Genomic DNA, 23,768 nt, shown 5'->3' on the forward strand with positions numbered 1-23,768 from the left:
AGAATGGATAGGAACAATGGCGAGTCTGCATGATGTCGCCCGTCTGGCTGGCGTATCAAAATCAACAGTGTCACGGGTTATAAACGATGAGTATGGCGTAAAAGAAGCGACAAAACAGAAGGTCCGCCAAGCAGTAGCGGAGTGTGGCTATGTGCCGAACCAAGTCGCTAAAGATCTAAAATCTCAAAAGACCAATCTGGTTGGTGTCATTGTTCCTCGGGTTTCCTCTCATGCCACATCCCAAGGTGTGGATGGATTAACCGATGTCCTTGAAAAAGCCGGGAAACATGTCTTACTTGCTAGCACTCACCAAGCCCACGAAAAAGAACTGGAATACATTCAGATCTTTAACCAAAAACGGGTTGAAGGGATCATTCTTTACGCCACCCACCTCGATTCCAAGCTGGTAAAAGCAATTCAAAACTCAGCCGTTCCAGTTGTGCTCGTCGGTCAAGATGGTTCCATGTTTAACATTCCAAGCATCATTCATGATGACGCACGAGTAGGGTTTGAAGCGGGAAATAGACTGGTTGCAAAAGGTTGCCAAACTATGGGTTTTATTGGTGTGCAAGGTGACGATATCGCGGTAGATAAGCAACGCTCTGAAGGATTTGTTCAAGCGCTGCAACACCATGGTTTTGAGATCGACTTCCATGCTCGTGGTGACTTTACCATCGATTCTGGCTATTCATTGGCAAAACAACATTTAACAAAGAACCCTAAGCTAGATGGCTTGTTCTGTGCGACAGACCGTATTGCTATTGGTGCGATGAGAGCGATTCAAGAGCTCGGGTTAACACCGGGTAAAGACGTTTTAGTGCTAGGAGTTGGTGATGATGAGCTCGCATCAGTGTGCACCCCAACCTTATCAACATTTAACTATGCATTTGATAAAGCAGGTGAAAATGGTGCGAAACTGCTACTAGATAGAATTGCCAACAGAAGTTTTGAAATGAGTAAGATGGTACTAACCTTCAAAACAATTGAGCGTCAGTCCTGTTAATGAAAAAGCGCCAACTGAAATCAGTTGGCGCTTTTCTTATTACTCTTTGTCGGTTAGATCCCTTTAGAACCAAGTTTCCATTTGCAGTGCAAACAGAACTTCACCACCATCACCCATCGTTGCAGCGCCCGCATCCTGGCTAATCGAGTAGCCATTTAAGTCTTCGTTCCAATCAACGTAGCTAACAGCAAAACGTAGCTCCGGACGGTCAAAGAAACCTGCTGCGGTAGACATCTTAAGCGTTGGTGCAATTGTCGCTTTGTAAAAACTGCCACTTGCTTTATCAATCGCATTGTCTAGGTCCATGTATTGGTATGAGCCTTCATAAACCATCTCAAAGTTCTGCGTAAACTCTTGCGCTAAGCGGATGTTGAACGATGCCCACGTAAATTCATCATTTTTAGCAAAGCGATCTTGGCTGTGTTCTGCTAGCAACGCAGGTGCTACACGCCAGTTGTCGCCGATGCGTGTTACACCATAGCTGAACAAGCGTACGGCTTTTGCGTCTTCTAACAAATCTCCGTTTGAACCGATGCCTTTAAGTTCCGCTCCCAGTCCATCACCCATCAAAATACCGGTTTTAGAGAAGCCTTCACTCATGCCAAAGAAGTTATCGCCATGGTAGGCAAACATCGCATGTAAACCTTTGTCCGCTGCTCCTTCTACGCGATCATTGTTATCAGCTGACGTCATGCCGCTCAGCATCAATTGCCAATTACCGAAGCGGTTGTTCATTGTCGCGATATAGTTTTCAACATCCGTTGACGAGCTATCAATCTCACCAAAATCACGACCATAGATCGAGAAGTTTGCTTTCCATGATTCGCTCATTTGGACGTCATACACACCAGCACCAGTGCCAGATAAGAAAACAATATCCGAGTCAAAGAAGTGAATGTCAAAATTATCACGATCAAATCGTTTACCAGCCCAAAACGTCGCGTCAGCAAAAGCTCTTGATTCAGAGAACATACTCAACTTGTTTAGCTCAGCATATACCTGACGAACGTTTAATTGACTCTCGCTCGCCGTCCATTCGTTATTGGTTTCCGTACTATCTGCCAACATGATTCGGAACAATGCGCTGGAACCATCATCTGCAAAACGTTTGTGAATAAGGTTTGCTTCCACATAATGATCATCCTCTACCCCTAATCGCCCAACTGGAGCGCCAATAGCACCAGCTGCCGTCATGTAAGGACCAGTACCCACTGCACCATTCAGATCGTCATTAATCAGTAGCCCGGAACGAGCGTAGCCATGAAACTCAAAGCTTGAGGCTTTCTCATTTGCTTCTGTGGATGCTTTTTCTGTCTGCTCAAGTCTCTGTTCTAATTCATTAATTCGCTTTTCAAGAGCGTCAACATCTGTTGCTGCGAATACAGGTGCAGTAACCAGTCCAAGCGCTACTGCCATCGTCAAAGTGTGTAGTTTCATTTCCATAGTCTCACGTAAATTTATACTTAGGCATGTTGCAAACGTTCCCAAGAAAAATCGCAAACTTATGGTGACTTTAAATGTCCATCTAAAGCCTGAATTTGAGAGCGCTCAGACTCAGAGCGTCTCTACTACTTGTATCAATGAGGGCGATAATATATAAACTTTTCGGGAACGTTACCGCTAAGAGGCCATTTTGTTACTTCTATCACGTTCAATTGTGTTACTTACAGAAAAATCATTAACCAGCGCACATTTGAATTAATTGTTAGCGCTAGAGGAAGTAGTTTGAAGGTGACAGGCTACAAAGAAGGAGTTTAGTGTTCATTTGAGAGAATAGTGCTCACTCGCTTCTCTATGCTCCTTGATGGTAACTCATCTCTATTTGTTGATGAAAAGTAGCAGCTAAGGTTGAACGTAACTAAGAGCGAAGCGGATCTCGATACCTCATTTCAAACAACTTGAAAGGCTGTTAAGACGAGATAAACGACCTTCATTTTCTGTGAAGAGCGCTTTGTTGTTCTAGTTCAAGCTAACTGGACAATTCTGAGTTAAGACCTTTGGAGCACTCTAATTACTCGGATTATTTCAAGTACTGCAAGTATACGACTATCCTACGTGCGACTAGCCCACTACACTCGCTCAGCATACACTTTGACTATCAACCAATGATATCTCTGGCACAATAACAATCGGTCTGGATGTTTGAAATGCTTATCAAAAAGTCGTTACTCAAGTACAGTTTTGATGAGTATACTAGTTTCGATGCGTATACTAGTTTCGAAACTTACCCATCCGGTATGCGTTTAAGTCACTGATACTTGATATTTTCTCCAGAACTTCATGAACCTTAGTTGCCAAATCTTCGTTGCTTCCTGCAAGCAATAAAAAGACACGAATGTATTCCGTTAACTCTTCACCTTTAAAGCTCATAAATAATTCATAAATTTCATTGACTTCGAGCTTAGCCAATACAGCTGCTTCAGACGAGCTATAAGAATTTGAGCCACGTCTCAAGTCCAATATATCCTGCACTGTCGGTTCTGGTTTTAACTCTAAATATGATTCACGTAACCTTTCAACAAACAATTTATCTTTAACTTCAAATGAAAATACACTATCAACATCAAGAGCTTCAGGATTATCACGCCTAGAGTCGATGAACAGCTCAATCAATTCATCCGCTTTATCGTTTCGCCCGATCGTTCGTAACACCTTCAATCCAGAACTATATTGAGAAGCCGAAGTACTAGGTGCTATATCCCGCATTCCCTCTTCAAAAGCTAAAGCAATATCGCTTTCGTTATTGCCAAAAGAGCCGTGAAATAGCTTCCAAGCATGCTCCCATTTTTCACTAGTTTTCTGAATTTCTAACTCTTTTTGTTTATGCATACAAAGAGGAATCAACTTTTCTTTGTCAAGAAAACCTTGCTCAATACCACGAGCAACAGCCAAGTCGATTTCATCGGTATATCCGTAACCATATCGATTTAACGTCATATTCCAACGAACCGTTATTTCTTTCGTCCATCCCGATTCCTCGTTTTCCTTTCTCGTCCCTGATTGGCTTACAAACGCAAAATCTGGAATGTGCACCTCATCAGCACCATGGCAGTAGTAACACCAACTGAGCACTATAGTGGAGTGAATCACTTGCTTCTTGATACTTTCATCGAAACCATCAACAAGCTCCAAAAACTCATTTGTTTGCTCAACAATCTTTCTGATGACTCGTTTGTTTTTGATGTTCAATCCAATACAGCAATCACGAACATAATCTCTAAACTCGAATTCGTCAGCAAACATTATATCGAAACACTGTTCAGCGGTTGGTTCGAAGTGAAGTTGTCTATCTACGATTTTCTCTTTGTACTTCCTGTAATCTTTGAAAGCATCGTCACCAGCTTCCTCATTAAGCAACAAAACAACCTTGCAACCTTTTTGTTCCTTGAAGAAAGAAACTAACCCCATGAAGTCTTTGATAGTGATTCCCTTGCTGTGGCGCTCTAAGTCATCAAAGCAAATTATTGTCTTGTTCATCGCCAGCTGAGACACTGAATTAATAAGACTGCCAATACCCCCGACATACTTACTCACATAGGGAATCTTTGTATCCTTCACCAAGTCAGCAACTTTCTTAGAGTAGCCTTTGATGTTAGGCGCTTCTCCAATTCGCTTGGTATCAATCGTGTTTAAAAATGTAGTTTGCTTTAGCTCAGCAATAGACTTAATCCCAAACAATGAAACGTAGGAGTATGATTTTAAAGCGCATTCGATTTTGAACTCTTCGATGTACTGCTCCCAACTATAAGTTTTACCGACTCCCCAATCGCCTTTGATAGCAAGTACTTCGGGAGTATCGGTGGAAAGGAACCTTCGAACTTGCTCTTTAACTAATTCAACTGACATGTTTGCAAATTTCCTTACAAAACAGAATGGTACTCCGACAACTATAAACCTGTTAATCAATCTATTGAATAGAAAAAGGTGTGTTCATAGGCATTCATCCAAAAAGCCTAGGGGGGACAGATCTTTTACTTGTCCATTATTTTTAGTAGGGAAAAAACCAACAAGCAGAATGAGGCGTATTATCGTTCTAACTCATTTTGGGGCACTTTTGCGTTAGAAAGTGCCCACTGCGAAGGTTCTGGACACTTCTAAATTAAGAAGTACCAACAGTAAACGTTATGTTGCCTACAAGAATAAGCGACTTTAAAGATTCATTGGCACTGCGAACACGCATAGATGGAGGTAAGTAATAGTTCTTAATCGGATAATGTCACTTAAGGAACTCTCGAACGGTTTAGGAACAAGTCCGAGAACTATTTAGTAGAGATGTTAGTAGAGATGGGCTTCCCTAACCATATTCAGCGAAACAGACGTTGCATTGGTTGGAGGTAGTCTGATTTCAATGATTGGATGCCACTAAATCTGGCTCATTAATTATGTCATTGTAGGAAAATCGTACTCGCAGCGAACGGATGTAATTAGTCTAATTCTTTGTGAATCGACATTGAGGGAAACTCTCACAACCCAAGAAAGCTTTCCCAACATTTGGGCCTGAACGCGCTACTCGTTTAACAAGAGATGAGCCGCATTTAGGGCATACTGACGTTGAATTATGCCTAGAACGGAGATCTTTCACATGTTGACGTCGTGTTGTAGTCGAGTTTTCAATGTGTTGATGTACCCGAAGTAATAGATCGTCGATTTCATGCTCTGTAAGCACAATATTCTTAAAACGCTTTACGTAACGTGCCAGACTGCAATTTAGTACGTTTGCAGGAAGCTCTGTTTTTAGTTCGCAGTCTCCCGAGAAGTAGACAATCGTATTAATTAGGCCTTCATCAATACCGAAGTAAGCAGCCAACGCCTTTTTCTGACGATATGCCTGCCTTAACGGATTTTGGAAGCGGTACTTTTTTCCAAAAAGTAATTGTGTCCATTGTTGAGAGTTCCTATCTCCGAATATCCAACCTTTGTGGTTCTTCGTCTCTACGATAAAAATCCCAAATGGCGAAATCAATAGGTGATCAATCTGGGCCGTCCCATGAAAGGTAGGGATATACAGGTCATGAAACCTTTGATATGTGGATGTGTTGAGTGACATCCACATAGTAGCAGCGGTTTTCTTTTCTCCAAACCAACCTCGAATCGTATTGAGCATGTAACTACTCCGTATAGATCGCGAGTCCATTAACTCCTTGCTCTGAAACTGGAATCAGATATTGATAGTCGGTTCCCTGCCCGCCAAGCATAACGGAACTATTGCTAGCTGTTGCCTGTAAGATGACCCCATTAGCCCCAAGTTTTGCTGCTTGCTTTTTTAATTCTTCAACTGCGTAGTTGACAGAGTCTTGTTTTGTAAAGCCAGCATTGCTTGCGGCGCTAACCAAAGCAATTTTTTCGTAGCTGAGTGGCGCGTCAAGGTACAAAGTCACGGCTTGAGGTTCAATGGGGGGTCTGGCCTCACCAACTATGATTGCTGAACCAGACGCACAGCCTACTAAAAATACTGTGATTGAAAGAGCTAGGGTTTTAAATAAATTCACTGAGAAACGAGCCAATGACCTAAGAATAGTAGGGATTATATTGTGCTGAATTCATTTTGAAAGCTGATTAGAAATAGCAAGTGTAACAAATTACATCAATGGTCAGATGATTACTTTTAGGCCTAGTAAAAATATGATTCACACCAGCAATTTTAGACACCAAGTTAAGTGAATCTAAGCCGCTAATTTGTCCCAAGTCTAGGCATCCCAAAGCTAAGCGTCGTAACTCGTCTCTGGACGTGCGACGTGTAGTCTTATGAAGCGCAGTTCACCGCTTGATGAGTGATTACCATCTGTGTCACCAGATGAGCCTAAAATTTATCACGCACTTTGATGACATGAGAAAAAGTTAGTCAAATAGTGGCACAAAATGGTGGAAGGGGAATCAGTCGAAACACGAGAAGGGGCAAAGGTGTGTTGCAGTTCTTAAATGGGGAAGTGTTTTCCTCATATTCCTCAACCAATACAGCTAGCCTTTCAAGTTTACAAATTAGTCTTATATTTGCTTTATCGAAAGGCATTGAGGTTACTTACCTTGGCAAGATTTTTTAAAGTACTCAATACTGTGTTGTATGCGACATTCAACACTTGTACTGTTTCCCTAACGCCAGAGCTATTCATTGACATATCAACAGTTTTTTCTTTTACATCTGGCTTGCGGGCTTCGTAAACGTAATCGAGTTAAAGCTCTTTCGACACTCGATACATCTGGAGCGAGGAGAGCCAGAATGCCCTTTTCCATGTTCACGAACGGGCTCTGTTTTATTACAGAAACGATATTGAACTTGGATAGTAACCATGAGTTAAAAACATCAGAAATCAGGTGGCTATATTAACATCTATCAACCGATTTGAGTTATGACCAATAAAAGGATAGTTAGGTTTTTATTGCGTAAATTATCGGTAATATGAAGTCATATAACAGGCAATATGTCAGGTGTGTAGAATTATTCTATTTTAGGGATTTTGCTCTAAGTCTAAATGAATCTTTGCATTTCAATTTCAATAAAGCTTGGTTATTGATCATGTTTCTGAGTATGCGAATTATTATCAGTTATGCATATGATTGCTCATTGTCTAGTTTGACTTGTGTAACGTCACTTCAGCACGCACTACGCTGATTGTCTGTGTTTTCGTGTTGACAGTTTGGTACTAGGTAAAAATCAACAAGACTATGATTTCAAGGAACATTTTATGTTAAAGAAACTACTAAGTTGTTGTATCACCTCCGCGCTCTGTTTTCATTCTTCTCTCGCTTTTTCGCAACCCAATGAGATTGCGGACAGTGCAGAGTTACAACAAGCTCCCGACACATTGCCTGCCACTTTGATGCTTGCACCGGACGACATCGCCATTGCAGATCGCTATATTGTGGTATTTCAACAGCCGCAAATGATGGTGAGCAATTCAACGGAATTCGAGCAATTCACGCAACAATCCGTAGACCGCATGTCTGGTTTGTATTCGATACAAGTGGAGTCGGTTTTTGACCACTCGATAAGTGGATTTGTCGCTAACTTGAGTCCTGAGCAACTAAAAGATCTGCGTTCTGATCCTCGTGTGGACTACATTGAGCAAGACAGAATCCTATCGCTTGACCCAATAGTCTCGGCAGACGCAAATCAAACCAATGCCATTTGGGGACTAGACCGAATCGACCAACGAAACTTGCCACTCGATAACAACTACAGTGCCAACTTTGATGGGACTGGGGTAACGGCTTATGTTATCGATACTGGTGTGAATAACGCGCATGTTGAGTTCGGTGGTCGCTCAGTTTCAGGGTATGACTTTGTCGATAACGATGCAGATGCAAGTGACTGTAATGGACACGGCACACACGTAGCTGGCACCATTGGCGGCAGCTTGTATGGTGTTGCGAAAAACGTCAACCTTGTCGGCGTGAGAGTATTGAGCTGTACCGGATCGGGTTCTACTTCTGGTGTTATTGCCGGTGTGGACTGGGTGGCTGCGAACGCTTCCGGACCTTCAGTCGCCAACATGAGTTTAGGCGGCGGTCAATCCGTCGCTCTGGATAGTGCGGTGCAAAGTGCGGTTCAGTCAGGTGTCAGCTTTATACTAGCAGCAGGTAACTCCAACGCCGATGCGTGTAACTATTCTCCAGCACGCGTTGCTTCCGGAGTAACTGTCGGCTCGACCACCAGCACGGACGCACGTTCGAGCTTTTCAAACTGGGGCAGTTGTGTGGATGTATTTGCGCCAGGTTCACAAATCAAATCTGCATGGTATGACGGTAGCTACAAAACCATTAGTGGCACTTCGATGGCGACGCCACATGTGGCGGGTGTAGCAGCATTGTATCTTCAAGAAAACCGTTCACTGTCTCCAAGCCAAGTAGAGTCCTTGCTCGTTAGCCGCGCAACTAGCGGAAAAGTGACGGACACAAGAGGCAGCGTGAACAAGCTACTTTATAGCTTAACGGATGCAGATTGTGGCCAAGACTGCGGTGGCCCAGATCCAACACCGGACCCAGAAGGCAAATTAACCTCGGGCGTGCCAGTAAGTGGTTTAAGTGGTTCAACTGGTCAAGTAGCGTATTACTATGTTGATGTAGAAACTGGGCAGCGCTTAACCGTACAAATGTATGGTGGCAGTGGCGATGCGGATTTGTATCTCCGTTTTGGAGCAAAACCAGCACTGAATGCATGGGACTGCCGACCTTTCAAATACGGTAACAATGAAACATGTACGGTCAGTGCGACGCAAAGTGGACGTTATCACGTCATGATTCAAGGTTACTCAAACTATAGCGGTGTCAGCATTCAAGCGAGCTACTAGTTATTCTTCTCTTTACTAAAAGAGAACAAAGCCCGCTTTTCGGTGGGCTTTTCTTTTGGGAATACGGTGCTTTAGGGAATGCAGTGTTTAAGAGGAGACGCTATTCAAACGTATTGGCCTTTTGCTTCAAAAACTCAACTCGAAGCGGCATCGAAGCTTTCTATTAGTTAGTAGTACTCGCATAAGTCGGGTTCCTCAAACAAAAAAGCCCTTTACATAAGTAAAAGGCATTTTTATTTTAGATTTTGATTAACGAGCTATAATACCAACCCACCGTCAATCTTGAGCACTTGGCCTGTGATGTAGGCGCTCTTGTCTGAGGTTAGGAAAGAGACGCCACTGGCAATATCTTGAACTGAGCCCATGCGCCCTAATGGGGTTTTGCCTTCCATCATTTGAATGACTTTCTCTGGCAGGTTCTTGGTCATGTCGGTGGCGATAAAGCCTGGCGCGACACAGTTGACGCGTATCTGTGCACCCTTTCTTGAAAGTTCTTTCGCCCAGCCTTTGCTCATTGAGATGACGCCGCCTTTACTTGCGCCGTAGTTGCTCTGGCCGATATTACCATCCGTTCCCACTATAGAAGAAATGCTAACAATACTGCCTGTGCCCTGCTCTAGCATGACAGGAGCAACACGTTGGGTGAGTAAGAACACCGCTTTTAGGTTCACGTCGATCACGCTGTCCCAGTCTTGCTCTAACATATCTGGCAACAATGCATCTCGAGTGATGCCCGCGTTGTTAACCAGAGCATCGATTCTTCCGTGCTGCTCTACAACACTTTCTACTACTTCACTGACGGCTTCGGCATCACACAAGTTGACTTGATAACTGCTTAGCTGCGCCGACTGACTCCATTCCACGGGCGCTATATCTAGCCCGACAACATGGAATCCATCCTCCAGTAATTGTTCACAAATCGCTTGGCCAATACCACGAGCCGCACCAGTGACTACTGCTACTTTTTCCGGTTTCATCTTGGTCTTCCTTAAATGTTGAGATTACAAATTCGCTTGTATCCCTAGCGTTTTTTGTTTTTATGCCTAGTCGCGTTACAACTGCGCTTCTCATACGCAGGGTCTTTTATATCTTATAAAAACTATAGAAACAGTCTGGGAGTCGGATGTGAACTAATCAAGGCAACTTGATGACTATGGCAAGATCAACGTAAGAAAGTGTGTTGGAGGGCGCAAAGTTAAACGATTGGAGGACTTGGATAGAAAAGTATTGGTCTGATTACTCAAATACTACTTCATCAAACCAATATTACTTGTCTCTTAATCTCTTACAAAAGCTGGTTTTGTTATTTTCACCAGAAAAGGCTGAAGCAAGAGATTAAACAACATGCCAGCAATAAACAGGGTGATCACAATACTCGCACCACTCGGTAAGTCATAGCGAGCCGATGCGGCAATACCCGATAAGATCCCAACAATACCAATGCTGATACTAGCGACAAAGAATCGAGTTCCCTTCAATGCTGCCGCACATAAAGCTGGAATCACCAACAAAGCAAATTCTAAATAAATGCCGGTTAACTTGACCGTAATGGGCATCAGAATAGCAAAGATCAGATAAAAACCACTACCGCGCATAAACGCAGGTTTTAACCAAACTAATAGCAACATCGCAGTGGTAATGAGTGCCAAAGGCCAAACGTCTGCCCAAGTCGCCCATAACAGTTGCCCATTAAGAATGCCTTGAATAAAGTCTCCGCCGTGTGGGTCTTTGCTCACCAGCAGGATTGCCAGCGATGCAGACACGACAAACAAGCTGCCAATCATGGGCTCTAAATGCTGCTGGTATCGTTTCTCCATTAAGGCGATCAAACCGCAAAGCATCAAAGACATCACCCAAGGGCCAATCATTTCGCCAAAGAATGAGCCTGAGAACAGCGCGTATTGGCTCAACCAGTAGTGGCTTAGTGCTGCCCCCAATGCCGCGACTTGCGCCACCGCCAAATCTATAAAGATGATCTGACGATTAAGAACTTGTTGCCCCAGAACGATGTTGCCAACTAACGCAATTAAACCACACAAAACCGCAGGTAAAAGCCATGCATAATCAGCCATGGCTTAGATCTTCTCAGGAACGGGCGGCACTAACACATCCAGTAAATCATCAATGACCTGATCGTACATCTCATCCAAGCTTTCACTCTCAGAAACGGTCAATGGCAGTTGAATCACAGGTTTGTCAGTATGATCTTGCAACCAGTTCGCTGGACGCTGATCCTGATGAGAGGAGTAAACAATCGCATCAAAACTGTCAGCATCTAACTTGGTAAGTGATTGCAGGTGAGATGTGGTCGGTGAAATGCCCGGTTTAGGTTCGAGATCGGCAATCTGCTTCATTCCGAGCCAATCGTACAAATAACGATACGTCGCGTGATAACCGACAACTTGCTTACCCTTTAAAGCAGCCCCTTTCTCATTCCATTCTTTAAGCTTTTTACGCCAATGAGCACGAAACTTCATACCATTCACTTGGTAACTTTGTGCGTTGTCGGGATCAATCGCTTTTAGGCGCTCCGTGACTTTACGAGATAATGGAATCATGTCATTTGCCGCAAATTGAACATGTGGGTTACCGTGAGCGTGTATATCTCCCATGCTACGGTCAACGTGAGCATGAGTATCTAACATGCGCACGAAGTCCGTCGCGTAGATCATGCTCGGCGCACCATTTTGCACCGCCGCATTGCTGCTACGAACTTGCAGCATAGGTAACCACCCCACCTCTAGTTCTGCGCCCGAACACATTGCCATGTCCGCTTGGCGCATCTTCGCAATCAAAGAAGGGCGAGCTTGTACGTAATGTGGGTCTTGCTTGACCGTTGTCGCTGAATAAATACTGGCATCTGGCGCGTGGCTTTCAAGAAAGGCTTTCCATTCTGGCTCACAAACGAAAATGTTGAGAGCCAAAGCTGGCGAAGAGATGATGGCAGATCCTGCCGCCATCATCACCAAGCTGCATTTATTCAATGTTAGCTTAGAACGCATGAGCACCGTGCGCTCCAAATGTCATCACGTATTGCAGAGTGAATACGTTGTCTGTCTCACTGTCTTGGTTATCAATGCGAGTGTATTGCGCACGGATAGTACCGAAATGAGAAGAATCCCATGCGATCATCGCATCCATTTCTTTATCATTCAGCTCAGTAAAATGCATGTGGTCGCCGTGTGCATGACCATCGTAGCTTTCTGCTTCGCCGTAACGTAGACCTGCTGACCAGCTTGGGTTGAAGCGATAAACGCCCGAAACATAGTAGGCGCTTAAGTTGTCTGGTGACTCTGCATCGTTTTTATATTTACTGTCTACCACACCGTCTAGCAGCATGTATTCAGCCGATAGCGTGAAGTTGCTGTATTTGTAATTACCGTCTGGTGCCCATTTCCAAACAAAATCAGCCCCGTAAAGGTTCGCACCTGTCACTGCTGCGCCATGATGGTGATCGTGATCATGCTCTTCTTCATGACCGTGGTCGTGATCTTCGAATTCTTTAACCTTGCCGTTTTCGTTGCGCAGGTAACTTAAACCAAACTGCCAACTTGAAGATTCGGAGAAGTCATTCCCAAGCTTCAGCGTCGTGGTGTACACGCCAACTTCAGAACCATCTTCGACAGAAGACATTTTGCTACCACTAAGCGCTTCTACACCAAATTTTACGTAAAGGTCGGTTGGCAACACGATGTTTGCACGTACACCATCATCGTAGTAGTGCGAGCCAAGGAAAGTACGATAAGCAATTGGACGCTCGACAAAGCTATCGGTGTGCATGTGTTGGTTATTCAGATAACCAAAGTCAGATAGGAATCGGCCAGCGCGCACATTTACACCATATGGCAATGCCAAAGTTTCGATGAATGCCTCTTCAAGCTCTAATTCTGTCTCATCACCGTGACTTTCAAGAACCGCGGTCAATGCACCGTAAAACTTGTCGTCGATATTCGATGAGAAGTTTAATTCCGTATGGCCTAGACCAAAGCCTTCTTCGCGCTCAGAATTATGACGTTGGCCATCTTGGTAGTAGCCATCAACAACAACACCAATCTGTGGGTTCGATAGTGTGTCGGCAAAAACAGGGGATGCAAAAATGCTACCGATCACGAGAGACACCAATTTCTTATTCACTACTTTTTCCTTTTTGTTATGTTATAACATTTAATTTTGCGATGTTATAATATAACAATTCTCATTACACAAGCAGAAATTTAAATTAGGCTCCGATTTCATGTTCGTACTCAATCCATGAATTGGGCTATCAACAAATGAATCAATTGATGTTTTTTATACGTATACTAATGAGAATTAGTAATTAAATAAGTAACGGAATTTCAATATGTTGAATATGGATTTTGCAAAAAGAATCGTGATAGATACTGCTCAACAGGAATGGATCGCCAGCCCTTCCAAAGGTGTGTGGCGCAAACCTTTGGAACGAGAAGCCAAAGAATCAGGGCATACCACCAGCGTCGTTAAGTACGAGCCAAATTCGCAGTTTTCAACTCATCCTCACCCTCAAGGAGAAGAAATATTGGTGCTCGAGGGAGTATTCTCTGACGAATACGGTGACTACCCTGCCGGCACTTACCTTCGTAACCCTCCAGGAAGTCAACACGCACCATTTAGCAAAGAAGGCTGTGTGATTTTAGTTAAACTAAATCAGTTCGAATCTGAGGATCTTGAAACAGTTCGCATTAATACAAACCAAGCGAGCTGGCAGAGTGGTGTCGGTGGGTTGCAAGTCATGCCTCTGCATCATTTTGAGCACGAACATGTCGCGTTGGTTAAATGGCCAAAAGGTGAGAAGTTTCAACCACACCGTCACTTTGGTGGTGAAGAAATTTTCGTATTGTCAGGAGAGTTTAGAGACGAGCTAGGTACCTATCCCGCTCTCTCTTGGATCCGAAGCCCACATATGAGCGAGCATTTTCCTTTTGTAGAGCAAGAAACGATCATTTGGGTAAAAACTGGTCACCTGCCGCTCCAAGCTCCTGCTCAGCACTCCTAATGTTTGCACACTGGCATCGTCCATTGGAACTAAAATCGGCCCGCTATTTACGAGCCGATGATCATTTCGTCACTAAGAACCCATTATTCGCGAGTGGAGCCAGTCTTTGAGCTCAGCCCGGTTATGTTTTAATACGTTCATTTCGTGATCATCAATCGGGCTTCCTTGAAGTTCTAGTACGCGGATTTCCTTATCTAAAGCATTGTAGTTTTTAACGGTTTCAGCAAATGATGCATCGTTTTCGGTAAGCTGAGTAATGGTATCCAAATGTTCTGGGAATTCATGAGTTAATGAGTGATTTTCACCTAACATAGAGACCTCTTGGCTAGAGTTGTTGATGTATTTGTCCGCTCATTTTTTGAGCGGAACACTTCTAACCATAGCACTTCAAATAGCACAATATCGTCGATTTGAGCACACTTTTACTGAACTTCTTAGTCATGGTTTATCACTCTTTTAACCGCGCGACTCCGCTCGTTATTATTCTGTGTTTTATCAATAATCGACTACATTTAATACACTTCTAATAAAAAGGTACATCTAAATGAACAGCATGAAAATTGGCTTGATCAGTGCGTCAATAACAGTTGCGTTGATTGGCTGTAATTCAGACAGTGACTCTGTCAGCACAATGACTCCGGTTACCTTGTCTGTATCAGATGCCCCTATTGATGACGTATCAGAAGTGGTTATCGCATACAACAAAGTGGCATTTCTCCCTTTGGATGGTGGTACACCACAAGTTTTCGATGTGTATAAAACCGACGAAGACGGAAATTTCGTTGACGAAAATGGTAATCCTCTGCTCGATAATGAAGATCCAATACCATTAAGCGTTAACTTACTCGACTTCCAGGGCAGTAACGCTCAAGAGTTAGTGGACGACGAGCTGATACCCACTGGCAATTACAAACTCTGCGTGTTTGCGAATGATGGCGATCATCCGGATTATCCATCCTATGTTGTTGATGAAGCGACCGGCAATCAAATACCACTGACCGTAAAAGGTAATGGGGCTTGTCCGCAGGGGGTCGGAAAAGATCCGAATTCTGGGGTACTGTTCTTTAATGATACCTTCGCAGTCAACCCTGACAACAACGAATTTGTGGTGGAGTTTGACCTGCGTCGTGGCTTAAAAGACGGAACTAGGCAAAACGAGGGCTACAGTATTCAGCGCACCTCAGTCACTTTAATTAACACGGTTACAACGGGTGAAATTCAGGGAGATATCGCAACATTAACCTACCAAAACTGCGAAACGGATACCCCAAGCGCAAATGGGTATGCACACGCGGTCTACCTATATGAAGGAAATATCGCCGAAGAGAACATGGGGCCATTTGCAGGCGCAGAAGGCCAAATAATGCCAATCGCAGCGGCGAACGTAGTGGAAGACATTGATGAAGCAAATTACGAATATGAATTTGGCTTTGTAGAGCCCGGTACGTACTCCGTCGGCTATACCTGTACCGCAAATGACGATTCTGTAGATGGTATTGTTGCAGGTGAAACCTTTAGCATTTATCAATCTACCAGCGGAATTAGCGTCTTTGTTGGTACCGATACAAACGCAGACTTTTAATCTCTCTAACACTGCAGACCCTGCATGGGTCTGCTTTTTTTGCTATTCCAACTGAGCACGGATCATGGTCTTTGTGACTTTTAAACCTCTTCCCAATAAGGTGGCGTGCCATAGTATTCAGCAAAGTAATCAATAAAGGCACGCACCTTAGGCGCAATTAAACGAGAGCTTGGGTACACAGCCCAAATCCCAGCATCCATCGCTAAAGGGTGATCTTCGAGTACTTCCACTAGCTGACCACTTTGTAATTCTTGATAAACACTCCAAACCGAGTTGATAGAAATACCTAACCCGTTTACCGTCGCGTCTCTCATCGCATCACCATTATCGGTTTTAAAACGACCAGAAGTTCTTACATTGAACATTCCATCTTTTGTATTGAATGACCAATTATTCATTCCAACTAAGTTAATACATTCATGATTCGTCAAGTCTTGGGGCTTGTTAGGTCTCCCAAATTGTTCAATATAATCTGGTGATGCAACGATAATACGACGATCTGGCGCAAGCTTTCTTGCGACCAATGAAGAATCTTTCAACTCAGCGACACGAATGGCGACATCGAAACCTCCCTCAACCAGATCAATAATGGAATCAGAAAATCGGCAGTCCACGGTTAACCCTAGGTAACGCGCCATAAAACCTTTTAATGCGGGCACAATATGCAAGCGACCAAAAGTTGCAGAGGCGGTTATACGTAATACTCCCGTTGGCGCACTCTGCCCTGAGCCAACAGCTCCCCTTGCTGCCTCCACTGTTGCAAGGACCTCCTCCGCGTGAGGTAAAAAAACCTGCCCTTCTTCAGTTAAGGAAACTTTGCGTGTGGTGCGATGAACTAAACGAACTCCTAAGCTGTCCTCAAGTTTGTTGATGTGCGCACTAGCGACAGCAGGAGAAAGTCCAAGCTCCTGACCAGCCATGCTGATGTTGTGTGTCGAAGCCAAACGGACAAATAGCTTTACATGATCGATGTTCATTTAATTTTCAATTATTTGTAAAAAATCACCATATAGAGCTTAGCATTTTCTTCCTTACGGATAGTAAATAAATACTCCAGTTAGAAAAAACTGATGGGCAGATAGAAGTCCAGCTCAAACGCCTCATCATGGCTAAGGAAATGGTTTTTATGATAGTGAACATAAGCGGGAGTAGAACGCTGCTTAAAGCCTGAATTCGGCAACCACTTTTCTAACACCATACTCAATTGAGGAAGAAGCTCTCCATATACCCCTGTTAAGCGAAAAACAGCATGCAAACCACCCGGAATCGTCATTTGATTCACGACACCGCGTACTTTAAGCGGCTTATCAATCGCCATACAAGCCACATAGCGACACTTATCGAGCTCAACCCAAGCGGGGTTGGAGTGATGCAAACCGTATTGAACCGAAAAGTCCCGATTCTCAGAGCTTGCCCACGCCTTCAAAATCAGCCACGCATTACGAATGGAACGGCTATAACCCTCATGCCGCACATAAGCCGCAAAGCGTTGTGGAACCTCCATAATTTTAGGTTCTGGCAACTCGCGTTTAGCAACCCGATGATAACCCGCAGCCACTTCCGGATCTTTTAGATACGGCTTTTCTGCGACTTGTAAATCATGCTTTCGCCACGCGCCAGGAGACATAGCGAACGTTGCTTTAAATGCTCGGCTAAAAGAAGATACCGAGCTAAAGCCGCACTTGTTAGCAATGTCTAACACCGACGAGCTGGTATCAAACATCAGTTGATTGGCGGCGTATTCCATTCTTGTGCGACGGATATATTGATGGACAGACTCCCCTACCACATCTTTAAAAATACGATGGAAGTGCTGTTCAGAATAGGCTGCTACATCTGCTAGCTCTTTAGCCGATAAATCTCTGCTAATGTCCTGGTGAATGTAAAACAGCACGTCATTGATTCTGGAAACTTGTTGATGGCTCACGGAGTAAACTTTCGCTTAAATAGCATAAACAGACATATTTAACAGCATAAATGGACACACCAAGCTTGGCAATTTACCTATACTATTTCTGACATAAAAAAAGACAATTACGAGAAGCACAGCACATGGAAATCGCACAGTCATTACAACAAACTAAGTCATCCTACATCCGAGAGATCCTCGCAGCAGCGAGCGATAAGAACGTTATTTCTCTTGCAGGTGGCTTGCCGGACGAAAAAACCTTCCCGATCGACTTAATGAAACCGACTCTCGAAAACCTCGCTAATATGCCAGAGGTGTTTCAATATGGCGCAACAGCAGGCTACGCCCCGCTACTTAACTTTTTGACCGATTATTACCAGCTGCCAGAATCTCATTTGGCGATGATCACAACGGGCTCTCAGCAAGGGCTAGATTTGATTGCGCGTGCGTACGTGAACCCGGGCGATAAAGTGGTGATGGAAGCACCGAGCTACCTTGGTGCTATGCAAGTATTCGGTCTAGTGCAAGCCAACATCGTGACCGTTTCACAAACCGAGTGTGGTCCAAACCTTGAAGAACTCGAACAATGCTTTGCCACGCAGCAACCAAAAATGTTCTACGCCGTACCCGATTTTCACAACCCAACGGGCGTATGCTGGGCGCTAGAGACTCGCCAAAAAGTTGCCGAGCTTTGTATCCAATACGACGTTGCATTCATTGAAGACGCACCATACCGCGAGCTGCGTTTTTCTGGTGAAGCACTGCCGCTAGTTTCGGATTTCTGCCCGCAGCACTCCATCGTATTGCGCTCTTTCTCCAAAATAGCTTCACCAGGCTTGCGTATTGGTGTAGTTACGGGCAAGAGTAGCTACCTTGAGCCACTCATCAAAATTAAACAAGGTGCCGATCTGCACTCTAGTATTCCGATGCAAGCTTTGCTGCATGGTCTACTGCAACATGACAACTTCGAAACGCACATTTCAACCATCTGTGCGCTTTACAAATCACGTTACGATGTCATGTTTGCTGAACTGCAAAAACAGCTGCCAGAAAGTTGCGTACTCAAACCCGTCGATGGTGGTATGTTCGTTTGGGTCGAAATTCCAGAATGCGACACCTTCGAACTGGCGAAAAACCTTCTCGCAAACTGGGTTGCTGTAGTGCCGAGCCCGGTCTTTTATCCAGAAGGTTCAAAGGTAAAAGCCGCTCTGCGTCTTAACTTTACCAATGCCACACCAGAAGAACTGACGACAGCTGTCTCTCGACTCGCGGATGTCCTCAACACGTTGTAATTGAACGCGAGTGTAAGAACCTGCCTTTGAGATTCAAAAAAGTCTCAAAGGCAGCATCAAAAAAGTTCCCCAAAAAAATTTATATTTTTCCTTCAAATCAACTCTCTACAGTAAGTGCCTGTTTTCTCTTGAACCTCTCACTCATATAAAAATGAGAACTCAATCACGTATTTGATGGTTAGAAAAGTTACGTCTATCTTTCAGTCAAAGACATCAACTTCGCAGCGTTAATGCTCTCAATTTCAGACACTTTATCAATCGTGGCTTAGCGGTTGATAAACGACTAAAAAAGCATCTGTGGGCAGACCCACTACGAAGGGTTGACCAGAACCATTCTGAATGTCGCGAGCCAATCTTTTGATTGGCAATTACGTCAGTGAATCGCACCAAATGACAGAGGGGTTATCAGGATGAATACTCGAACCACGACAGGACTCGTCACCATCGGCTGGTCCGTTACACTTTCACTTTTTACCGCATTCGCCGTGTATGCCAATACGTCGCCAAACTGTAGTGACGTATTAGCGGGCAACACAACCGCCGCATCGCAAAAAATGATGGTTTTATTGGGCGAAGACATCACCAAATCCAACCGTATAACTACGGTGATTCCAGCCGAAAACAATCCATTTGTGACCGAAGAACTGGTTTCGGTTTCTAACGACGTATCGCCAAACGGTCGTCTTTCACAAAAGAGTTTGGAAGAGATTCGGAAAGTCCGCTCAAATATAGAGAAAGCAGCACAGGAAGTAAGCCGATTACAGGGCACTTTTGAAGTGGCTTTCATCAGTTTGATTGATGGTTACTGCCAATTTTCTAATCATAAACGTACTCAACATGCCAAAATCGACTTTGACCATTTGGAAGGCCTCACTTTGTATTCAATCCCCGCTTTAATAGCAATGGTCGATCAGTCGTACTCCATGGCAAAGAATCGAATCGCTAATGAGCAGAAACAGTTAAGCGACATTGAAAAAGAGAAACAGCGGCAGAAACAACAAGCAACCGCGGCAGCAGCCGCTCGTTACCAAGACGGTAACGTACTCGTAAGAGTCGAGAACTTTGATGGCGCTAATGTGACATTTTCCGTTACTAACATTGGATCACAAGGATCGTTACAACCAAATTTCAACACGTTTAATGCATATCGCACAGAAAGTGGAGAATTAATCTACAAGTCAGAATCTTTATTACACCTGGCGGATACTGCAGGTAACACACTTGAAACAATGGGTATCGCTGAGCTCTCATCACAAGGTGGAAGTGACATATCGATCTCTCCTGGAGAAACCCGAAAATTCGTTACTAGCATTGCTTCAGAAGTCGCGCCACATACGCAGTTGAGCTTAGAGTTTCCAGCCAAAGTGCTTAATACCGAGCGAGACTTTACATTGTCGTTCTCTGATACATCAGCGGTGGCGACAGCAAACGTCAATTAACGCAAGGTAGCCAGTATTTGTAGAACGCATCAAAGACAGGAGAGCAGCGCCTGTCTTCAAGCCTATAGCTACTGTTTGCACTTGTAAGCATTTGCAAACATCGTTACTGACGTAGAAAAGCTCAATGGTTGATATAAGTACAAGGTATCTGCGTCTAAATCCGCCGCCTTGATGCGCATTTGGTTTAGCGTACCCCAAACCATGTCTTTATCTGCGTGAAGCCAATAGTCGTAAAAGTGGCCTTCTGAGCCGATCACGGTACCCATTAGTTCACAGTTTTCAATCGCATTCACATTGTCCCAAAGCACCTGTACTTGCTCAGATTCTTGAGTTGGGAACGTCACACATCCCGTTAATGATGCCGCTAACGCGAGAGTCATCACTCGCTTTTTCATACTTATATCGCCAAAATTTTTCATAGATGGCAGATTTTATGAATGGCTGATGTGATGACTAGCAAAAACTTTTTATCGCGTGTTCAAGCAGAATTAATGGACAACGGAAAAGATCCAAAAGGTGATCATGCAGCTAGCGAGCAAAAACCTAATAATCACAGACCTAGCAATAAAGCTGTATCTGAGATACAACAGTAATGATTAAATAGCCGCGAGGGATAGAGTTTGGTTGCTAAAAATAAGCTAATTCGCTACACAGCTACGGAAGTCGCTGATGCATTTGACAAAGAAGATGAGCTCATTAAACAAGTTCAGTCCAACCAACTCTCGCAAGTGCTATTGCTTTGGCAAGTAAAAAGTCCAACGCTCGTGCTTCCCGCGGGTAAGAAATGGCCAGTGTCTAATGAGTTAGAACATGCGTTAAATACGTCTGGCTGGAAGCTCTTTTCTCGTAAAACCGGTGGTGCCCCAGTCCCTCAGGTGCCAGGTATTATCAATCTATCCCACATTTACCACTGGCCAGAAGGCGAGCCTTACAACATCAAAAAAGCGTATCTCGATTTATGTGCGATATTAACGGTTTTCTTTAAACAGCTCGGCGTGAAAGTGGATGTTCATGCTACGCCTTATTCCTACTGCGATGGCGAGTACAACCTCAACATTGGCGGGCAAAAAGTCGTGGGAACCGCGCAGCGTGTTTTACTTAAAAAAGGCGGCGGACAAGTGGTATTGTCACAAGCATGCATTCTGATTGATGCCGACGTCGAGAAGATTGTCGAACCAGTACGAATGTGTAATCAGCTTTGCGGTCACAGCGATGATATTCGTGGTGATGTCCACACACCGCTCTTCCATCATATATCCGACCGTCCGTCGGTAGATTCACTCTTTCAGCAATTAACTAGCGCGTTTTTAATGCATGCAAAAGCGGAGTAATGAAAGGATCAAGCGCCCCCCTTGCTCCGAAAAGCATTCGATAAACTCAAACTGCATGCCGTGATAACGATGTAAGAATGGGCATCGCCAACGTAAAACCATTCAATCGATCGATCAAACCAGTTATCAGTTTTGCCTGCCAAAAAGAAATGAGATCCAGTTCAAATATTTATCCATGACGGAATTAGTTGAAGCCTGCGCGTAAAAGCCTCAGAATGTCGCACTTTTCGTACCGATTTGTTTTCGGCGCGTTGTTATCTAACTCTACAATTGAGAATCATACATATGGGTTTTACCTCGTTAGGTCTATCTGCTCCAATCCTTAAAGCTATTCAAGAGAAAGGCTACGACACCCCTTCGCCAATTCAGGCAAAAGCAATTCCTGCTATTTTGGAAGGGAAAGACGTAATGGCAGCAGCGCAGACTGGTACAGGTAAAACCGCAGGCTTTACGCTACCGATTCTTGAGCGTTTATCGAACGGCCCTCGCGTTCGTGCTAACCAAGTTCGTGCACTTATCCTGACGCCAACGCGTGAACTTGCGGCTCAGGTGCAAGAAAACGTGTTTATGTACGGCCGTCATCTTCCACTAAGCAGTGCGGTTGTTTTTGGTGGTGTGAAGATCAACCCGCAAATGCTGCGTCTTCGCAAAGGTGCGGATGTGTTGGTTGCGACACCAGGCCGCCTGATGGATTTGTACAACCAAAATGCGGTGAAGTTCGACCAACTAGAAGTTCTTGTGCTGGATGAAGCAGACCGCATGTTGGATATGGGCTTTATCCGTGACATTCGTAAGATCCTAGCTCTGCTACCAAAACAACGTCAGAACCTACTTTTCTCTGCGACTTTCTCGGATGAAATCCGCGACCTTGCGAAAGGCTTGGTGAACAACCCGGTTGAGATTTCCGTTAACCCGGCAAACTCGACGGCGAGAACGGTTGAGCAAAGCATCTACCCAGCAGACGTGAAGAAGAAAGCACCGATGTTGGTTAAATTGATCAAAGACGGCGATTGGAAGCAAGTGCTGGTGTTTACGAAAACGAAACACGGCGCAAACCGTCTGGCGAAGTTCCTGATCGAACAAAATCTACCGGCTGCTGCCATCCACGGCAACAAGAGCCAAGGCGCACGTACCAAAGCACTGGCGGATTTCAAATCGGGTGAAATTCGTGTGTTGGTCGCGACGGACATTGCTGCGCGCGGTATCGATATTCCGCAATTACCGCAAGTGGTGAACTTTGAGCTACCGAAAGTGGCAGAAGACTACGTTCACCGTATTGGTCGTACTGGCCGCGCGGGCGAAGTAGGTAAAGCGATTTCACTGGTGTGTGCGCTAGAAGCATCTGAGTTGTTTGCGATTGAACGTTTGATTCAAGAAGTACTACCACGTAAAGAGTTGGAAGGTTTTGCGCCAACCAATGTGGTGCCAGAATCTAAACTGGATACGCGCCCAATCAAACCGAAAAAACCTAAGAAGCCAAAAAAACCAAAAACGCCAAATGCTGCAAGTGAAAACGCTCCAGCAACCGAAAAGAAAACAGGCAATGGTGCAAACAAACCTAAGCGTCGCTTCAACGGTGGTAACAACGGCAACAAAAACAGCACCAACCAAGGCGGTGCGGGCAAGCCTAAAGGCAACCGTGAAGGCCAAGGTCGTGCAAACAGTAAACCAGATGACCGCAAACCTAACGGCAACAAGCCAAATGGCAATAAACCGAGTGGAAATAAACCAAACGGTAATAAGAGTGGCAACGCTGGTAAACCGTCTGGTAACCGCAAGCCAAACAATGCTAAACCTGCAGGAAACAAACCATCAGGTCAGCGTCGTAAGCCTCGTCCACTGGCCACAAACTAATCTGCAAACAGCCCGATAGAAAATACAACAAAGCCGCTGATAATCTCAGCGGCTTT

The 23,768-nt window shown here is 44.4% G+C and carries 21 protein-coding genes and 1 pseudogene; 9 read left to right on the plus strand and 13 right to left on the minus strand.

Annotation, left to right across the window (positions count from 1 at the left end; genetic code table 11):
• Positions 1-16: 16 nt before the first annotated feature.
• The gene (locus tag R7D93_RS09860; RefSeq protein ID WP_225496434.1) at positions 17-1,003 is read left to right on the plus strand and encodes a LacI family DNA-binding transcriptional regulator; all 987 of its coding nucleotides are present in this window, start codon (positions 17-19) and stop codon (positions 1,001-1,003) included.
• Positions 1,004-1,066: 63 nt separating this feature from the next.
• Here R7D93_RS09860 and R7D93_RS09865 read toward each other — a convergent pair whose 3' ends face one another.
• The 5 genes and pseudogenes from R7D93_RS09865 to R7D93_RS09885 form a co-directional block, all read right to left on the minus strand.
• Positions 1,067-2,440, minus strand: coding sequence for a carbohydrate porin (locus R7D93_RS09865; RefSeq protein ID WP_213868003.1), 1,374 nt, complete (start codon positions 2,438-2,440; stop codon positions 1,067-1,069).
• 774 nt (positions 2,441-3,214) lie between these two features.
• Entirely contained in the window at positions 3,215-4,849 is a 1,635-nt protein-coding gene (locus tag R7D93_RS09870) for a KAP family NTPase (RefSeq protein WP_213867590.1), read from the minus strand.
• 583 nt (positions 4,850-5,432) lie between these two features.
• Positions 5,433-6,107, minus strand: coding sequence for a nuclease-related domain-containing protein (locus R7D93_RS09875; RefSeq protein WP_225496435.1), 675 nt, complete (start codon positions 6,105-6,107; stop codon positions 5,433-5,435).
• A gap of 4 nt (positions 6,108-6,111) precedes the next feature.
• Entirely contained in the window at positions 6,112-6,492 is a 381-nt protein-coding gene (locus R7D93_RS09880) for a hypothetical protein (RefSeq protein WP_213867589.1), read from the minus strand.
• 476 nt (positions 6,493-6,968) lie between these two features.
• Positions 6,969-7,292, minus strand: a pseudogene (locus tag R7D93_RS09885) (IS1-like element transposase); the annotation flags it as partial.
• 394 nt (positions 7,293-7,686) lie between these two features.
• Between R7D93_RS09885 and R7D93_RS09890 the strand changes: the two are divergent.
• Positions 7,687-9,291: a S8 family peptidase gene (locus R7D93_RS09890; RefSeq protein ID WP_225496436.1), complete on the plus strand. Its 1,605-nt coding sequence runs from the start codon at positions 7,687-7,689 to the stop codon at positions 9,289-9,291.
• 257 nt (positions 9,292-9,548) lie between these two features.
• Here R7D93_RS09890 and fabG read toward each other — a convergent pair whose 3' ends face one another.
• The 4 genes from fabG to R7D93_RS09910 all read right to left on the minus strand — a co-directional run bounded on the left by fabG (position 9,549) and on the right by R7D93_RS09910 (position 13,425).
• Positions 9,549-10,268 (minus strand): 3-oxoacyl-ACP reductase FabG, encoded by a 720-nt coding sequence (gene fabG / locus R7D93_RS09895; RefSeq protein WP_206970363.1) that lies wholly within the window; start codon positions 10,266-10,268, stop codon positions 9,549-9,551.
• A 300-nt stretch (positions 10,269-10,568) separates the two neighbouring features.
• Positions 10,569-11,363: a metal ABC transporter permease gene (locus tag R7D93_RS09900; RefSeq protein WP_206970364.1), complete on the minus strand. Its 795-nt coding sequence runs from the start codon at positions 11,361-11,363 to the stop codon at positions 10,569-10,571.
• A gap of 3 nt (positions 11,364-11,366) precedes the next feature.
• Positions 11,367-12,293: a metal ABC transporter solute-binding protein, Zn/Mn family gene (locus R7D93_RS09905; protein WP_213867587.1), complete on the minus strand. Its 927-nt coding sequence runs from the start codon at positions 12,291-12,293 to the stop codon at positions 11,367-11,369.
• Positions 12,283-13,425, minus strand: a complete 1,143-nt coding sequence (locus R7D93_RS09910; protein ID WP_054577734.1) for a hypothetical protein — start codon at positions 13,423-13,425, stop codon at positions 12,283-12,285. The genes R7D93_RS09905 and R7D93_RS09910 overlap by 11 nt, the downstream gene beginning before the upstream one ends.
• A 208-nt stretch (positions 13,426-13,633) precedes the next feature.
• Here R7D93_RS09910 and R7D93_RS09915 point away from each other — a divergent pair, with 208 nt between their 5' ends.
• Positions 13,634-14,305, plus strand: coding sequence for a cupin domain-containing protein (locus tag R7D93_RS09915; protein WP_225496437.1), 672 nt, complete (start codon positions 13,634-13,636; stop codon positions 14,303-14,305).
• Between the two features lie 72 nt (positions 14,306-14,377).
• Here the strand turns inward: R7D93_RS09915 and R7D93_RS09920 are convergent, their stop codons facing one another.
• Positions 14,378-14,617 carry a YdcH family protein gene (locus tag R7D93_RS09920; RefSeq protein WP_005373737.1) on the minus strand — a complete coding sequence of 80 codons (240 nt, stop codon included), beginning with the start codon at positions 14,615-14,617 and terminating at the stop codon, positions 14,378-14,380.
• A gap of 232 nt (positions 14,618-14,849) precedes the next feature.
• Here R7D93_RS09920 and R7D93_RS09925 point away from each other — a divergent pair, with 232 nt between their 5' ends.
• Positions 14,850-15,887: a DUF4382 domain-containing protein gene (locus R7D93_RS09925; protein WP_225496439.1), complete on the plus strand. Its 1,038-nt coding sequence runs from the start codon at positions 14,850-14,852 to the stop codon at positions 15,885-15,887.
• 80 nt (positions 15,888-15,967) lie between these two features.
• Here the strand turns inward: R7D93_RS09925 and R7D93_RS09930 are convergent, their stop codons facing one another.
• Both R7D93_RS09930 and R7D93_RS09935 read right to left on the minus strand, forming a co-directional pair.
• Positions 15,968-16,864 carry a LysR family transcriptional regulator gene (locus R7D93_RS09930; RefSeq protein WP_225496441.1) on the minus strand — a complete coding sequence of 299 codons (897 nt, stop codon included), beginning with the start codon at positions 16,862-16,864 and terminating at the stop codon, positions 15,968-15,970.
• 80 nt (positions 16,865-16,944) lie between these two features.
• Entirely contained in the window at positions 16,945-17,814 is an 870-nt protein-coding gene (locus R7D93_RS09935; RefSeq protein WP_005387011.1) for an AraC family transcriptional regulator, read from the minus strand.
• Positions 17,815-17,939: 125 nt separating this feature from the next.
• Between R7D93_RS09935 and R7D93_RS09940 the strand changes: the two genes are divergently transcribed.
• Both R7D93_RS09940 and R7D93_RS09945 read left to right on the plus strand, forming a co-directional pair.
• Complete coding sequence (locus tag R7D93_RS09940; RefSeq protein WP_017819834.1) at positions 17,940-19,088, plus strand: PLP-dependent aminotransferase family protein; 1,149 nt, start codon at positions 17,940-17,942, stop codon at positions 19,086-19,088.
• A gap of 410 nt (positions 19,089-19,498) precedes the next feature.
• Entirely contained in the window at positions 19,499-20,527 is a 1,029-nt protein-coding gene (locus R7D93_RS09945) for a hypothetical protein (protein WP_225496443.1), read from the plus strand.
• Between the two features lie 68 nt (positions 20,528-20,595).
• Here R7D93_RS09945 and R7D93_RS09950 read toward each other — a convergent pair whose 3' ends face one another.
• Positions 20,596-20,922 (minus strand): DUF4156 domain-containing protein, encoded by a 327-nt coding sequence (locus R7D93_RS09950; RefSeq protein WP_005387015.1) that lies wholly within the window; start codon positions 20,920-20,922, stop codon positions 20,596-20,598.
• Positions 20,923-20,964: 42 nt separating this feature from the next.
• Between R7D93_RS09950 and R7D93_RS09955 the strand changes: the two genes are divergently transcribed.
• The 3 genes from R7D93_RS09955 (at position 20,965) to R7D93_RS09965 (ending at position 23,712) form a co-directional block, all read left to right on the plus strand.
• On the plus strand, positions 20,965-21,120 hold the full coding sequence (locus tag R7D93_RS09955; protein WP_213871512.1) for a hypothetical protein: 156 nt from the start codon (positions 20,965-20,967) through the stop codon (positions 21,118-21,120).
• Positions 21,121-21,147: 27 nt separating this feature from the next.
• Positions 21,148-21,858, plus strand: coding sequence for a biotin/lipoate A/B protein ligase family protein (locus tag R7D93_RS09960; protein WP_005387017.1), 711 nt, complete (start codon positions 21,148-21,150; stop codon positions 21,856-21,858).
• Positions 21,859-22,143: 285 nt separating this feature from the next.
• Positions 22,144-23,712: a DEAD/DEAH box helicase gene (locus tag R7D93_RS09965; protein WP_225496445.1), complete on the plus strand. Its 1,569-nt coding sequence runs from the start codon at positions 22,144-22,146 to the stop codon at positions 23,710-23,712.
• The last annotated feature ends 56 nt before the right edge of the window (positions 23,713-23,768 follow it).

It is taken from the genome of Vibrio sp. YT-15, assembly GCF_033337445.1.
GTDB classification, from domain to species: domain Bacteria; phylum Pseudomonadota; class Gammaproteobacteria; order Enterobacterales; family Vibrionaceae; genus Vibrio; species Vibrio alginolyticus.

Bases quoted from the DNA above. Each gene is read 5' to 3' on its own strand.
- R7D93_RS09860 (WP_225496434.1), top strand. From the start codon at position 17: ATGGCGAGTCTGCATGATGTCGCCCGTCTGGCTGGCGTATCAAAATCA.
- R7D93_RS09865 (WP_213868003.1), bottom strand. From the start codon at position 2,440: ATGAAACTACACACTTTGACGATGGCAGTAGCGCTTGGACTGGTTACT.
- R7D93_RS09870 (WP_213867590.1), bottom strand. From the start codon at position 4,849: ATGTCAGTTGAATTAGTTAAAGAGCAAGTTCGAAGGTTCCTTTCCACC.
- R7D93_RS09875 (WP_225496435.1), bottom strand. From the start codon at position 6,107: ATGCTCAATACGATTCGAGGTTGGTTTGGAGAAAAGAAAACCGCTGCT.
- R7D93_RS09890 (WP_225496436.1), top strand. From the start codon at position 7,687: ATGTTAAAGAAACTACTAAGTTGTTGTATCACCTCCGCGCTCTGTTTT.
- fabG (WP_206970363.1), bottom strand. From the start codon at position 10,268: ATGAAACCGGAAAAAGTAGCAGTAGTCACTGGTGCGGCTCGTGGTATT.
- R7D93_RS09900 (WP_206970364.1), bottom strand. From the start codon at position 11,363: ATGGCTGATTATGCATGGCTTTTACCTGCGGTTTTGTGTGGTTTAATT.
- R7D93_RS09905 (WP_213867587.1), bottom strand. From the start codon at position 12,293: ATGCGTTCTAAGCTAACATTGAATAAATGCAGCTTGGTGATGATGGCG.
- R7D93_RS09915 (WP_225496437.1), top strand. From the start codon at position 13,634: ATGTTGAATATGGATTTTGCAAAAAGAATCGTGATAGATACTGCTCAA.
- R7D93_RS09920 (WP_005373737.1), bottom strand. From the start codon at position 14,617: ATGTTAGGTGAAAATCACTCATTAACTCATGAATTCCCAGAACATTTG.
- R7D93_RS09925 (WP_225496439.1), top strand. From the start codon at position 14,850: ATGAACAGCATGAAAATTGGCTTGATCAGTGCGTCAATAACAGTTGCG.
- R7D93_RS09930 (WP_225496441.1), bottom strand. From the start codon at position 16,864: ATGAACATCGATCATGTAAAGCTATTTGTCCGTTTGGCTTCGACACAC.
- R7D93_RS09940 (WP_017819834.1), top strand. From the start codon at position 17,940: ATGGAAATCGCACAGTCATTACAACAAACTAAGTCATCCTACATCCGA.
- R7D93_RS09945 (WP_225496443.1), top strand. From the start codon at position 19,499: ATGAATACTCGAACCACGACAGGACTCGTCACCATCGGCTGGTCCGTT.
- R7D93_RS09950 (WP_005387015.1), bottom strand. From the start codon at position 20,922: ATGAAAAAGCGAGTGATGACTCTCGCGTTAGCGGCATCATTAACGGGA.
- R7D93_RS09955 (WP_213871512.1), top strand. From the start codon at position 20,965: ATGGCTGATGTGATGACTAGCAAAAACTTTTTATCGCGTGTTCAAGCA.
- R7D93_RS09965 (WP_225496445.1), top strand. From the start codon at position 22,144: ATGGGTTTTACCTCGTTAGGTCTATCTGCTCCAATCCTTAAAGCTATT.